The 14,044-nt window shown below is 33.5% G+C and carries 10 protein-coding genes; 2 read left to right on the forward strand and 8 right to left on the reverse strand.

Annotation, left to right across the window (positions count from 1 at the left end):
- Nucleotides 1-81: 81 nt before the first annotated feature.
- The 7 genes from VBZ51_RS12750 to VBZ51_RS12780 form a co-directional block, all read right to left on the reverse strand.
- A complete protein-coding gene (locus VBZ51_RS12750; RefSeq protein WP_054557945.1) occupies nucleotides 82-1,878 on the reverse strand; it encodes a helix-turn-helix domain-containing protein in 1,797 nt (598 codons plus the stop codon).
- 432 nt (nucleotides 1,879-2,310) lie between these two features.
- Nucleotides 2,311-4,530 carry a CocE/NonD family hydrolase gene (locus VBZ51_RS12755; RefSeq protein WP_206507180.1) on the reverse strand — a complete coding sequence of 740 codons (2,220 nt, stop codon included), beginning with the start codon at nucleotides 4,528-4,530 and terminating at the stop codon, nucleotides 2,311-2,313.
- A 45-nt stretch (nucleotides 4,531-4,575) separates the two neighbouring features.
- Entirely contained in the window at nucleotides 4,576-5,184 is a 609-nt protein-coding gene (locus tag VBZ51_RS12760; protein WP_054557946.1) for a hypothetical protein, read from the reverse strand.
- A gap of 129 nt (nucleotides 5,185-5,313) precedes the next feature.
- Nucleotides 5,314-6,036: a LytR/AlgR family response regulator transcription factor gene (locus VBZ51_RS12765; protein ID WP_054557947.1), complete on the reverse strand. Its 723-nt coding sequence runs from the start codon at nucleotides 6,034-6,036 to the stop codon at nucleotides 5,314-5,316.
- On the reverse strand, nucleotides 6,023-7,114 hold the full coding sequence (locus tag VBZ51_RS12770; protein ID WP_054557948.1) for a sensor histidine kinase: 1,092 nt from the start codon (nucleotides 7,112-7,114) through the stop codon (nucleotides 6,023-6,025). Before VBZ51_RS12770 ends, VBZ51_RS12765 begins: the two co-directional genes overlap by 14 nt.
- A 325-nt stretch (nucleotides 7,115-7,439) precedes the next feature.
- On the reverse strand, nucleotides 7,440-10,730 hold the full coding sequence (locus VBZ51_RS12775; protein ID WP_054557949.1) for an ABC transporter permease/M1 family aminopeptidase: 3,291 nt from the start codon (nucleotides 10,728-10,730) through the stop codon (nucleotides 7,440-7,442).
- 2 nt (nucleotides 10,731-10,732) lie between these two features.
- Nucleotides 10,733-11,620, reverse strand: a complete 888-nt coding sequence (locus tag VBZ51_RS12780) for an ABC transporter ATP-binding protein (RefSeq protein ID WP_054558035.1) — start codon at nucleotides 11,618-11,620, stop codon at nucleotides 10,733-10,735.
- A 208-nt stretch (nucleotides 11,621-11,828) separates the two neighbouring features.
- Between VBZ51_RS12780 and VBZ51_RS12785 the strand changes: the two genes are divergently transcribed.
- On the forward strand, nucleotides 11,829-12,620 hold the full coding sequence (locus VBZ51_RS12785) for a sensor histidine kinase (protein WP_054557950.1): 792 nt from the start codon (nucleotides 11,829-11,831) through the stop codon (nucleotides 12,618-12,620).
- Complete coding sequence (locus VBZ51_RS12790; RefSeq protein WP_316934155.1) at nucleotides 12,620-13,321, forward strand: LytR/AlgR family response regulator transcription factor; 702 nt, start codon at nucleotides 12,620-12,622, stop codon at nucleotides 13,319-13,321. Before VBZ51_RS12785 ends, VBZ51_RS12790 begins: the two co-directional genes overlap by 1 nt.
- Before the next feature lie 205 nt (nucleotides 13,322-13,526).
- On the opposite strand, the gene VBZ51_RS12795 is transcribed toward VBZ51_RS12790, so the two are convergent.
- Nucleotides 13,527-13,970 carry a thioredoxin family protein gene (locus VBZ51_RS12795; RefSeq protein WP_054557952.1) on the reverse strand — a complete coding sequence of 148 codons (444 nt, stop codon included), beginning with the start codon at nucleotides 13,968-13,970 and terminating at the stop codon, nucleotides 13,527-13,529.
- Between the last annotated feature and the right edge of the window lie 74 nt (nucleotides 13,971-14,044).

A 14,044-nucleotide genomic window follows, 5' to 3' on the forward strand; every position in this document is an offset into this window, starting at 1 on the left:
TTTCAAATATATACTATTTTAAAAAACTAACTAAAATTATATCGATAGAGAGCTTATAAAAGTAAAGTAAGAAATATAAGACTACTTTTTTTGGACACTTTTTAGGTAAGTGTTTGGTGTTGTGCCTTCTATTTTTTTAAAAAACGTATTAAATACGGTTTTAGAATTAAAACCACTATCGTATGCCACAGCCATTATGGTTAATCCTTTGTTTTCTTCTAGAAGAACGCGCTCTTTAAATTCGTTAACCCTAAAGGTATTGATATACTCAGAGAAGTTTTTTTGAAACCCCAAGTTTAATAATTGCGAGACATAATTGGCAGGAAGTTCCAAGTAAGAAGCTAAATCTTTTAAGGATAGGTCTGGATTTAAATACAGTTTGTAGTCTATCATTATTTGCTCTAGTTCCTTGCAGTACTTTTTGATTTCGTTGGAATCTAGTAAAGCCTGTTTATACTTCTTTTTCTGTTTATAATTTAAATTATCTGGAATGGCTTTTAGCATGATGTCTTTAAACCTTTTGTGATTTTTAACAGGTTTAAGAATTGGTGATGGATTAAGTAATAAAATTACGGGCAAACGATTATTGTATGCTTGAGTTATTAAATCAATTACCTTTTCGTTATTACCTAACAAGGCATTTACTAATATCAAAAACGTAAATGCCTTATCTACAAGATCAGTATTTAAATACGTCTCTAATTCTTTTAATCCATCATTACACTTTTCCGTTTCATTGAGTTTTGCATAGCACATGGTTTCACCTCCTAATTTGGTGAGGTCTTTCACAGAAACTCCTTCAAGTGAACCGAAATATGTCAAAGCTTCATTTGGTTTGCCTGACATCAATAAACAAATCCCTATATAAATTGGTGGAAAGGGTAACTTAGGGTCTAAATCTAATGCCTTTTTTAGATAAGGTATCGCAGTTTTATAATCTTCCTTCAAGTAGTATAAAAAACCCTTGTAATGATGATTTATAGCGGCATAAGGATCTAACTGTAAGGCTTTGTCAAGATAATTACTTGCCGCATCTAATTTTCCTTCTACGGTCAAAAAATTAGAAATGGTTAAGTAAATATCGTCTGCTTGTTGCATCTCCAAAGCCTTATTGGCATGTTCGTAAGCTTTCTTAAGATTCCAGTTTTGCCAGCATTCTATCCAAGCCAAATTCAATTGTGACCTTGATGAGTTTGGGTCTAGCTCTAATGCCTTTAACAAATAAGGTTGGGCCTTCTCGTATGCTTCAAATGCGGGCAAAAGCCCCATAGTTCCCATATTAACATAGGCTAGATTTATATCTAAATAGGGATTTGAAAAATTGGGTGATTTATGTATTACTTCTTTTAAGATATTGATACCCTTTATAGAGTTTTTATAATCTAGTTTCATGATGTAGTACCTTCCTTTCAAATATTCTCTATAAATAGCTACAGGTACATCAATAGCTTCTACTAGCTTATCTTCGATTTCGAGATGCCCTATGTGTTCGCGTAATTTTTCAGCGATAAACAGACTAATTTCATCTTGAATTTCAAAAATATTTTCAGGATTTCTATCAAAAGTTTCTGACCAGAAATGAAAGTCATCCAAAGCATCTATCATTTGCACAGTAATGCGCATTTTATTTTTGGATGTCCTTACACTGCCTTCTATAAATGTAGCTACCTTTAGTTTTTCCCTTATTTCTTTAGAGGTTGCTTTTTTGTTTTTAAAATAGAAGGAAGAAGTACGAGAGGTCACTAATAATACCTTTATAGATGCTAAGGCGTTAATTATTTCTTCGGTTAAGCCATCGCAGAAATATTCATTGTTAATATCATTACTCAAATTAACAAATGGCAAGACAGCTATTGATTTCTTATCGATTACAGGCATTATTCAAAGCTAAATTTACAAAAACCATATAGTTTATTTAACGATATATGGGAGAACCTTGCAAATACTTCTAAAGCTTGAAATGCCATAGAAACAAGTAACCAATTTGGATTCCATATTTACTTCTATGTATATCAATGATACCCCTTTTCAAAATAACTTTTTCAGGGCCTTAAACCTAGATACCGAAAAACAGGAAGTAAAGGTCATGGACTTCACTCTATTCCATAACTATTTGTGAGATGATACCAAATCCATTAAATTAGCCTATGGGGCTCGTTTTCTCAAATATCTTTACAATGGGACTCACCGCATCGTTACTTTTGCTTTGATCAATAGGTGCAACCCTGCAGCCCCTGTCCACGGAAAAAAATAGCCAAAAGGAGAATCGAATAGGCCTTTTTTGCCAATGATATACTAATAAGAATTTGGTTATTCCTTTAGGGAATACCAAACCGGTAAGGAAATACTACTATTACCTGAAAATATAATTTTTAACGGGACTTCTGCATCTTTAATATTTTCTTCATTCACATCCTTCCCCGTTCCATAATTAAGTTGTGCATTATTGTTTTTATTCACATTGACCACAGCTACCATCCTACTTCCTTTTTGTAGCTTTTTACTGATTAGTTTAGAATTGTCGAAAGACACTTGCGTTTTTTGATTCGGTGTCAATAAATTTCTTTGTTCTCGATCTGTAGCATAACTCGCTCTACCAATATAATAGCTTAAATGAAAGTAGTTCCCTTCTGGCGTTAAGTGATATAGGATAACGGAATAATCCACATCTTTTTTATTGATAGTAAATTCAAGATTTCCGAGGAAGGATCCATTTATAATCACATCCTCCTCTAAGGGTTCCGATTTAAAAAGCAATCCATCCTTTATATTGATGTTTTCTTTTTCTAAAGGCCAAGGATAATACCCTGTGTTATTCATGCTTTCTCTATCTTTAAAATCAACGGTTAAGTTAATTTTGGAAGCATTCGATTTCGATTTAAGCGCATAAAATTCATCCGATTTAGCATCACTTAAATGAAAAGTCAAGGTATCGTTGGTCATGGCACTTAAACTCGGTTTGTGCATCCATGTATTGGTTCCCATTACCTGAAAATTCACTTTATCCTTTAGAATACTTGGTTTTTCTTTACCTTTTAAGATGTAATCGAACCATTGATAAACCAAGTCATATCTAATGTCAATTAAGGCGGTTTTATCTAATTTGTAATTCCTTAAGAACTCCTGAGGTTGGGTTTGTGCCGTCCAATGATCGTAAGGTCCAACCAATACATAGTGATTTGGATTTTTTACATACTTAGTATGCTGGTCATAATAATATAGGGCTCCTCTTTGAGAATCGTCATAATAGCCTGTTATGGTCAAAATTGGAATGTTGATTTTTGAAAATTCTTGTTTATAAGGAATCATTTTCTTCCAATAAGCATCATAACTAGGATGCTGCATATAGGTATTCCATAATCTATTTACGTGTCCATCCAAGCTATCTAATCTATTAAAGGCAACTCCAGAGGTATACCACGTATTTTTTAAGGTATTCCATCGAGTAAAATCTTGGGAGGCTTTAAAATCCAAAAACTTAGTATTGGTTACATAAAAATTCCAAGAATAGGAATAATTATGTAGTATATTATTTTCCATTGGGTAATCAATTCCTGGTGCAATGGCTACCATGGGAACAATGGTTTTTAAAGCTGGATGCACTTTATATTTCATGGATGCCCATTGGGTAAATCCGTTATAACTACCACCGTACATTCCTACTTTTTGATTGGACCAAGGCTGCTTGCTAATCCAATCAATCACTTCATAAACATCTGTATTTTCATGTTCTAGAGGCTTTACCGCTCCTTTGCTTAATCGTTTCCCCCTTGTATTGGCGATTACTCCAACATAGCCTTTTGAGGCGGATAACATTGCCCCAGTCTCATTGGTACCTGCATAAATAGAAGCAATTAAGATGGCCGGTTTCTTCGCTTTAACAGATTCTTTTCTTTCAACCACTACTACGGAAACCTCTGCCCCATCTTTCATGGGCACTATTATACTGTCATTTATACGATATCTGCGTTTATGGTCTTGTTTTATTGCTTCAAAAAACAGATCTCTTGTGGATTCATAAACCATTTTCAAGAAATATTTGTGGATTAAATTTTGTGCAGTATCATTCGAAATCGTTTCAGTAGTTAAATTTTCATAAGTACGTTCAAAATCAGCAATAAAATAGTCCGTACCATCTCTCGCAATTAATGTGTCATCTAAATTCAGTGCCTGAAAATCATCGGCCTTTGTCACATAGGATTTATATAATTCTCTAAAGGCCACTTGAAAGTTAGGTGTGAGTTTTGCTTTGGCATACTGGTGATATAAATCTAAATAGATCTGTTCCGTTTTTGGCTTGTCCTTAGTTTCTTTCTCGATAGTTGCTATGGCATCGTCATATTTTTCACTTACGATTTGAACCTTGATTAAGTCCAATCCTGCCAATTCTTTTAGCGGATAGGATACAGCCAAAGCTTGCATTTGATTGGCAAGCGCCTTAGCATTGGACTTTGGTACCGTTTTAAATTCAAATCCTTGTCCAAAAGAAGTAAGATGAATTAGAAATAATATCAGCAATATTCTTTTCATGGTTTCCTTTTTAAAAGTGCAATTGAAAAATGCTCAATTTTCATTTTAGTTTGAATACAGTTTTAACTCCTCTTCGTATAAAAAATCATCTTGGGTTTGGATAAGTTTTATGAAATTTTTTATAGCCGGAGCATACAACCACACTTCATCCGTTTTGGCATTATACCCTCTCGAATTTGTAATTACACCTTTGTATTGAATCGTATAGGCCATGAATGTTCCTGCTTCTACTGTTTCTTCCTTAAAGGATAAAACCTCTACATCTTGACTTTGCTTTCCTGTGGTACCATCTTGACTTGTCCAATTTTTTTCATATTTCCACTTTTTACCCACTTCCAAAGGCCAGTCATATCTTGGCGTTTCGCTTTCTTCCGGTTTTACAATGTCTGTTATTGGAATCGTATCATTACCCATTGTCATCCCCAAAACACCATCTGCAATAACTACTTCTCTTGTATCTTCTCCCTCTGAACGTACCTCGCCTTCGGTAGTAACACCTTTATACTTCCAGATCCATTTTTCTCCAACGGAATAATCGGATAAAGTAGGTTGCGCAGCGATTTTTAAGGTGTCATTGGTGCATGAATATAGTCCCATAATGATCAAAACAATTAGAATTACAGGTAGGTGATAATTATTTTTGAAGTTACACATCGTTCTATTTTTTTAATTAAAATTTTATTTCTGAAGCAAAGAAATGATGAATATATACATGTGTAAAGGGAAAGTACAGGAACGTGAATAAAAGAAAATAAGCGTAAAATTAATTTACAAACCAATCAATTATAAGCTATTCCAGTTTTTAAACTTAACAGACTGTCGGCTTGAAACTTCAATCTTTTCACCAGAAATCAAGATGATGTGTAGCTTATTATTAAAATGCGGGTGAATTTCTTTAATAAAATGTGTGTTGATAATTTGACTCCTATTGGCTCTAAAAAACACGGTGGTATCTAACTTTTTTTCAAGTAGATTTAATGAACGTTTGATCATAGCCTTTTTACCACCAAAGTATAGGCGCGCATAATTATCCATCGATTCAATATAGTAGATATCAGAAATTGGAATGAAATAACATTTTTCGCCGTCTTTAATAAAAATCTTTTTATGCATGGGCAAAACATCTTGTGACACCTTTGCCTTCTCTGCCAACTCCTGTTTTACTTTTTCTATGGTTTTTGCAAAGCGTTCTTCCCGTAAAGGTTTAACCAAATAGTCCAATGCGTTTAATTCGAAAGCTTTTACAGCGTATTGGTCATACGCAGTTGTAAAAACAACTTCTGGAACGGTGGTTAATTCTTCTAATAAATCAAATCCTGACTTTTCAGGCATGTGTATGTCCAAAAACAATAGGTCTGGATCTTCGTCCGCTACTAATTTTATAGCCGCATCCACATTGTTTGCCTCTCCAACCACGATAAATTCCGGATATTTTTTTAAAGCACGTTTTACCTCTTCTCGCGCTAAACGTTCATCATCGATAATAACCGCTTTATATGTTTTCATCTGCTCTGTAGGGTACTAGTATAGTCGCTTGTACTATATTATTAGCTATTTCTTCTAAAGTAAAAGAAGCCTCTTTATTATATTGAAGCTCCAAGCGCTTCTTTAAGTTCATTAAACCTAAACCATTTGCAGATTTAGTATCATTTAATTTTCCTGGATTTTGAACTTGTATATAGACTTGATCTCCGTTCTTATCAATTTTCAAAGTTATTAACCCACCTTCAATAACTTTGTCAATTCCGTGTTTAATGGCATTTTCTATCAATAATTGGATGCTCAAGGTTGGAATTTTAAAATGGGCTAACGTCTTATCAAGAGTGATGTCTATTTCCAATCGTTCTTCAAAACGAAGTTTTTCCAACTCTATGTAATCATTTACTAAAGCTAATTCGTTTTTTACTGAAATTAAGTCTTTATCTTTTTCATATAAAGAGGAACGTAATAAGTCGGACAATAAGTCTATCCCACGTCTGGCTACATTAGGGTTCTCAACAATTAAGGACTTTATGGAATTCAAGGAATTAAATAAAAAATGTGGGTTTAGTTGAGCCGATAAATTATCTAATTGTGCTTGTTTCGCCACTAAGGAAAGTTGAGCATATTCTCTTGCCGTTACAACTTCTTTTTGATAATAATGATACAGATGATACGCTAAAATCCAGATAGACATTAACCGTAAACCGGTAAGTAATATGGGATCCCAATAAAGAAGCGATACCCATATATTCTTATCTTCTTCCGCTATCAAGGTCCAATAGCCATACCACTTCAAATTGTTTAAAAGCACATATAAAAAAGCCAATAAAAGTATACTGGGAATTACACGAACAAGCAGCTTTTTAATGGGTAATTGACTCCAATTTGCCTTTAAAGCATATGTTCTGTACATGTGGGTCAGGAAAATTCCAATGGCAACATCTAAAACATAATTACAGAAAGTGTAAAACACCCCATAGTCATCTCTTGTGTATACCGTGTATGCCCAATAAACAGAAACAGTACACCATCCTAGTAATTGGCACTTCCAATAAAGGGCGTTTGTTCTATTACTTTTGAGTGTTTTTGTACTGATATTCATTCATATACAAAGAAACACATTGATTTTAAATTCGGAAAGGAAAAATACATAGACGCACGATTGAAGGTTTAAACGTAATTCGAAATAAATTTTTCTCCCATACCTATTACCCTCCCCTCCCCCTATAGCTATTGGGCCAGGGCCTATAATTAGTGTTTACTCGGGTCATTACTTTTTTTAAAATAATACTTATCTGACTTTCCGCTGCAGCATATTCATTGTTAGTTATTTAGTTTGGTATTCATGGCCCTCGTAATAAACTATAATTTTTATAAGATGTTCAAACTTAATTTCGCAACCTGGTAAAGTGCCATAAGCCAAGAAATTACAATTCTACAGGCTTAACACTTTCAAATTGATCAACTAGTATATGCTGTAACGAATCTGGTGTAACCGCTCTAAAATAGCCTAACAAGTCTTGACTGGTGGCATAGCGATTGGTTTTCATTTTAAGCTTACCGTTAGTGGTATTCCAATTTTCCAAAAAGCGTCTTAAAGCTTTATTGACCTGCTCCTCGCCTATTGCCTTTTGAAATTGATACATGTTAATGGCACCTTTAGCATAATAAATATAGTCTTGATTATCTACTAATGCTAGCGTTGGTTCTGCTCCAGATTCTCTGAGTTTGCCTTCTTCGTATTTCTCTAATTGCAACTCTAAAAATTGATGAACCTTTTCTTTTGGATAGTGCGCTTTTAAAACCATCATGGCTGCATATTGAGAAAGTGTTTCCAAAATAAAGTATTGCCCTTTTACATTTGCCGCTTCCACTTGCATAGCAAACCATTGGTGGGCAATTTCGTGTGCGGTCACATAAAATGCCATATCAACATCGGTTTCATCATCAATATCCAATACAAAACCTATAGACTCTGAGAATGGAACAGTGCCCGGAAATGATTGTGCAAATTGCGCATAACGCGGAAACTCCATGATACGTAACTGTTCATATTGATACGGACTGAAATTTGTGCTATAGTAATCCAAAGAAGCTTTCATAGACTTCATCATCCTATCTATGTTATACTCATGACCTTTATGATAGTAAATTTCCAGATCTACTTGTTTTGAAATTGAATCAGATTTTGAAATCCATTTGTCTTTTTTTATGTCATACCTTGCTGAAACAATTGAGTAAAAATCAATCATTGGAATTTCCATTTTATAATGAAAATAATTACGATTATTTTCTGTCCATTCCTTCAATAAATTCCCAGGAACCAATGCTGTTTGATCAATTTCTGTTCCAATGACCATTTCAAAATGAATACCGTCAGAATCACTACCAGATCTTGCATTAACTAATTCTTTAGGGTCATTTCTATGAGCTCTATTCGTTCTTTCAGGCAAATTATATTCTGAACGTTCATCCCTATCACTTAGCTCATATTTTCTGTTGTAACCTAATGTTGGAAAGTCTTTATTGTTAAAGAATGTTCCATTTTCAACAATATTAGCATTTGAATTACCTGCTTCAAATCCATTCGTAGTGAATGATTGCTTAAAGTTCATTTTAATTGAATCTCCAGGATTCAAAGGGCTATGCAACTGATGGATGGTATAATCGTAGGTAGCGTATGTATTATTTTCTGTTGCGCCTCCATCAAAAGTGACAGCATCTAATGTGATATTCTCTTCAATTAGTTTCTGAATATGAATCTCATGAATGGGTTGCGCATTGGTGTTTTTTAATATATAATACCCTTCCGCAGTATAATCTCTTAATGAAGGATACAATTCCACTTTTAAATTCACATCTACTATTTTGGGCTGTGGTATATATTCAAACTGTTTGAGTTCCTTTTCATAAGCTACTCTAAATTCAGTTGCTTTAGTATTGGTCCAATAGGTGTTTAAAATATTCGTATTGTAAAAGATTAAACTTCCCATGAGTATAAATACTAAAAAGACCATAGAAGCAACTTTAAAAAGCGGCTTGCTCAATCTGTTTTTGCTAGCTCTTATGCGTTGCATCAAATTGGTTTCAGTACCTCTTACATTTACCAAAGACCCAATAATTAGTAATAGTATTCCGAAGAGAAACCAATACGATTTAATGAACAGATAGGGTTTTAAAAAATGACCATAACCATTCATATCAGAATACGTTCCTAAAGCACTGCCTCCGAAAAAATATAATTCGTGATCAAACCCGAATAAACCTAAAGCAACATTGGCTATAAAAAATAAAATCACCAACATTATGCCTACAAACTTATGGTTTACCACAGATTGAATAAAAAATGCAATGCATGTATACAGTGCTAAAAACGGTAAAATCTCTAAGAAGAAACCATAAAAATAGACTTGGAATTCATATTTGTAATACCCACTTAATGTTTGAAATAGAATTCCTGAACCAATTAATGCGAGCATTAATACTACATACACTACGTTTAATCCAATGTATTTACCCATTAGTTTTATAAAACTAGACATTGGTGTTGCGTCATAGATTAAATCTAACTTAGCACCTCGCTCTTTCCATACCAATTCACCTGAATAAAACACTAAAATTATTATGAAGAAATAAATAGATGTTTCTTTGAGTTCTTCAACAATAAAATAGGTTGCTGGATAGCTATCCACACCATACACAGTTCCAAGATTTACGGAATTAATGAGAATGATAATCATCCCACAAATAACAATTCCCCAAAATGATGCTTGCTTGCAAATACTGATAAAGTAAAACCAAGAAAATTGTTTTAATTGATTCCATTTTGAAAGTAATCCATATTGCTTTGTAGCTTCAGGAATTTCTATATCACTAACAACACTAGTGCTTTTAGCAACTAATTTTTCAACTTGCTTTCGCTTTGATCGCTTTTCTTTAATGATATTAAAATTGAATTTTTTATAACCATAGATCAAAGCAAGTATTCCTAGAGAAACCCAAAACAGTTTGTTATAAAGTATGGCTCCAATAAAGGGTAGCTCTTGGATACTTTTTTCTAAAGCTGACCAAGACTTTGTAGCAAAAGTGGTTGTTGTTAGCGAAAATGGATCTAGAATGGCTTGCCAAAATTCATTAGTGATAGCTTTGGTTAGCATAAAAATCACAAATAAAATAATACCTTGGGTATATACGACTACTAAGTTTCTGCTTAAAGCACCTGTTACAAAAAACAACGAAGCTCCAAAAAACAACGTTGGTAACGATACCATTAAAAATATCTTTATATAAACAAAGGCATTAAACCCTAATAGATCTTCTGGATTATGCCATGGCATAAATTCGCTTAGCATCATGCCAAATAAAATACCTGTAAATGCAAATAGCAAAACTGCAAACGATCCTAAAAATCGACCTAGTAAATAATCTCTTTTGTTGATTGGTGCAGAAAATAGCAATGATTCTATATTGTATTCAAAATCTCTTAGTACAGAAACGCCCATTATCATTGAGGCTAATATCATAAATATACCTGTAATAGCTCCCATTGTTTTTGCAATCACTATGGGTGAGTTTTTTTTCATAAGACCCATTTCTGAACCTTGAAAAATAAAGTCAACACCAACAATTGAAAATAGAAATAGAAAAAGGAAGAATACATAGGTGTCCGGTCGTTTAATACGGTATTGTATTTCGAACTTAAAAATAGTATACCACATAACTAATTAGATTTAAGTTTAGTATTATTGAATATTTCCGAAAAATAGACATCCTCTAATTCGGCATTAATAAGCGAAAAGCCGTCTCCTGGATTCGTATCACTTACGATATGAATGGTTGGTTTTCCAAGAAATAATCGTTCACTGATGACCTGATAATTTTCTTTATATAGGTTCAATTCTGATTTTTCGATTGTTTTTTTATAGACTTTATCTTTTAGGCCTTCCAGTATTTGTAACGGCTGCCCTTTTAAGCATACTTGACCTTGGTTAATAATGGCCATATTTGTGCAGAGTTCTTTGACATCGTCAACAATGTGTGTGGATAAAATAACCACAGTATGTTCCCCAAGCTCGCTTAAAACATTGTAAAATCGATTGCGTTCTACAGGATCCAATCCTGCTGTTGGTTCATCTACAATAAGTAACTTCGGATTGTTAAGCAACGCTTGTGCAATACCAAAACGTTGCTTCATCCCACCAGAAAATCCTTTAAGATTTTGTTGTCGCACCTCATATAAATTGGTTTTATATAACAGTGCCTTCACCAATTCTTTACGTTCGTTTTTATTAGTGATGCCTTTAAGCACTGCGAAATGATTAAGTAATACCTCGGCAGATATTTTTGGGTACAAACCAAATTGTTGTGGCAAATAACCTAATACCTGCCGCAATTCATTTTTTTGTTTTAAGACATCGATGTCTCCAAGGTCAATGGAACCAGCATCGGCTTCTTGCAGTGTTGCAATAGTTCGCATTAACGTAGACTTGCCTGCACCATTTGGGCCTAATAGACCAAACATGCCTGTTGGTATATCTAGTGAAATGTTTTGTAAAGCTTTAATCCCGTTTGAATACGTTTTTGATAGATTGTCAATTCTAAGTTCCATACTGTTCGTTTTTTGATTGATTGAGGCAAACTTATGGTGGGCCTTAATTGTAAAAAACAAAAAGTGACACATCTCATTTTAGGCGTGATACAAGACCTTAAGACTGGTGCAAACGTACTTTATCCCTGCTAAGCAGGTGTTTATTCCTCTGTATCTATTGTTTGTCAACTAATTTGTAGGAGGAATTTTATTTAATTAATCTTGACCTATGAAGTTGAAAATATCAGATGGGAAAAAGAAAATTATAAACAGTGTTTATAAAATATCCCTTGTAATTATAGGATTGGTCATTGTATTATTTAATGACACTTTTGGCAAGTTGGAAGGATTTGTAGAGTTTATTGTCCTGTACTTTACTCTTTTATTTATCACCATTGCCCACTGGGTTTTTAAACAGATCAAATCAATTATTAGATTAAAGAATGAAAAAGAAAAAACAGAACTACTGCATTTAAAAAGTCAGGTAAACCCACATTTCTTCTTCAATACACTCAACAATTTGTATGGATTAATGGAAAAAGATTCTAAGGAAAGGGAAATGGTACTTAAACTTTCTGATATGATGCGATATAGTATTTATGAGGGCCAAAAAGATTGGGTTAGCCTCAAACAAGAATTAGATTATTTAAAAAACTATATTGAACTTCAAGGAATACGCTATCATAAAAAGTCTGATGTTCAATTGAATTCTGAAATTGAGCATCCGCAAGCTAAAATTATGCCTTTACTATTTATTATTCTAGTAGAGAATGCTTTTAAGCATGGCTTGGAAAATTTAGAAAAAGACGCGTATATCCATATTAACTTAACTGAAAAGGATAATAAGGTAAATTTCATAATTGAAAATAATTTTGAATTACAACAAGCACCCAATACAGAAGGTATTGGTTTAAAAAACTTAAAGAGAAGATTAGAGCTAGTTTACTCCAATAAGCATGCTCTTTCTTTTGACGTTACCGCCAATAGTTATAAAGTTAAACTATCTCTAAAATTAAAATAATGAGGTATCTAATCATAGATGATGAACATATAGCCCACAAGATTATCATGGAATATTGTGAAATGCTTCCGCATATGAAGTTGCAGAAAAACTGTTATAGCTCTTTGGAAGCCCTTGAGTATTTGAATACACATCAAGTTGACTTAATCTTTTTAGATATAAATATGCCCAAATTAAAAGGATTTGAATTTTTAAGAACCTTATCATCACCTCCTAAAGTTATTGTCACGACCGCCTACAGTGAATTCGCAATTGAAGGCTACGAATTAAACGTTGTAGATTACTTGTTAAAACCTTTTAGTTTAGAACGTTTTTTGAGTGCTATTAATAAAGTGACGTCTTCAGCCATTAGTACAATAAGTATGGGAAGACAACAGAATATAAAGCCTGAAGGAAAGCATATTTTTTTAAAGCAAAATAATAGTCATGTTCAGGTAGCTATAGATTCCATACTATTTATTGAAGCTTCTGGCAACTATACCAAAGTTATTACTACTGATGGCATCATCAGCATTCGAGAAAAAATATCGGATACGATACAATTATTTTCAGACAATGATTTTCTTCAAGTTCATAAGTCTTTTGCAGTTGCAAAAAAGTATATACGTAGTGTAGAAGGCAATAGAATTCATATTGGAGATCATATTGTGCCTATTGGTAAACTGTATAAAACAAATATCAATAAACTATTATTAGGTTAACCGTTGTGAAGGAATCCTAGTCAGTTTTAGGTCTAAGCGTTTCAATAATCTGAGCATCAACCCAAAAGATATCGGCATAACTTTCGTCTAAAGTATCACCCAATTTTATTATGGCTGCTTTTGAAAGCGAAATGTCTTTAGTCTTTTGTAATTTAAAGATGTATGATGTCGTTTTTTATATCAGGCGCTTCTACCTTACTTAGAATTAAGGCAAATCGAAATTTTCAAGCGTTTCAAGGAATTCTGTTTTCCCAACCTTTCCAACAGCGTATTCAATTACGTTTCCCTCAGGATCAATAAAAACTGTGGTTGGGGTAGCGCCAATGTTATAGTGCTTTACGAGTTCTTCAACATTAGGGTCATCAATATTAATTTCTACGGGTATAACTTTCGCATTAATGGCATTCATGGCTTCTTTGTCTACAAAAATTTCACGCTTCATAATGCGACAAGGCGAACACCATTCCCCGGTAAAAAATAACATAATATTTTTGTCAGAACTGTCAGCAAGCTTTTGAGCAGATACCATGTCATCATTCCAAACCATATCATTAGAAGGTACATAGAATGAATACCATGCATACCCAAGAGAAACAATAAGGAAAGTGAGCCAGAACCAGCGCCAAAAAGGATGAGATTTAGTTTTCATGCGCTTTGAGACTTGTTTGATGCATTTGTTTCTAGAGTATCTGTTTTTTTCATTGCGTATATTAGTTTTAAGGT

It is taken from the genome of Maribacter sp. HS (assembly GCF_048059195.1).
Classification (GTDB): domain Bacteria; phylum Bacteroidota; class Bacteroidia; order Flavobacteriales; family Flavobacteriaceae; genus Maribacter; species Maribacter dokdonensis.

What these genes read in the sequence shown, in the direction of transcription:
- VBZ51_RS12750 (WP_054557945.1), bottom strand. Translation starts at nt 1,878, where the DNA reads ATGCCTGTAATCGATAAGAAATCAATAGCTGTCTTGCCATTTGTTAAT.
- VBZ51_RS12755 (WP_206507180.1), bottom strand. Translation starts at nt 4,530, where the DNA reads ATGAAAAGAATATTGCTGATATTATTTCTAATTCATCTTACTTCTTTT.
- VBZ51_RS12785 (WP_054557950.1), top strand. Translation starts at nt 11,829, where the DNA reads ATGAAGTTGAAAATATCAGATGGGAAAAAGAAAATTATAAACAGTGTT.
- VBZ51_RS12770 (WP_054557948.1), bottom strand. Translation starts at nt 7,114, where the DNA reads ATGAATATCAGTACAAAAACACTCAAAAGTAATAGAACAAACGCCCTT.
- VBZ51_RS12765 (WP_054557947.1), bottom strand. Translation starts at nt 6,036, where the DNA reads ATGAAAACATATAAAGCGGTTATTATCGATGATGAACGTTTAGCGCGA.
- VBZ51_RS12775 (WP_054557949.1), bottom strand. Translation starts at nt 10,730, where the DNA reads ATGTGGTATACTATTTTTAAGTTCGAAATACAATACCGTATTAAACGA.
- VBZ51_RS12795 (WP_054557952.1), bottom strand. Translation starts at nt 13,970, where the DNA reads ATGAAAACTAAATCTCATCCTTTTTGGCGCTGGTTCTGGCTCACTTTC.
- VBZ51_RS12780 (WP_054558035.1), bottom strand. Translation starts at nt 11,620, where the DNA reads ATGGAACTTAGAATTGACAATCTATCAAAAACGTATTCAAACGGGATT.
- VBZ51_RS12760 (WP_054557946.1), bottom strand. Translation starts at nt 5,184, where the DNA reads ATGTGTAACTTCAAAAATAATTATCACCTACCTGTAATTCTAATTGTT.
- VBZ51_RS12790 (WP_316934155.1), top strand. Translation starts at nt 12,620, where the DNA reads ATGAGGTATCTAATCATAGATGATGAACATATAGCCCACAAGATTATC.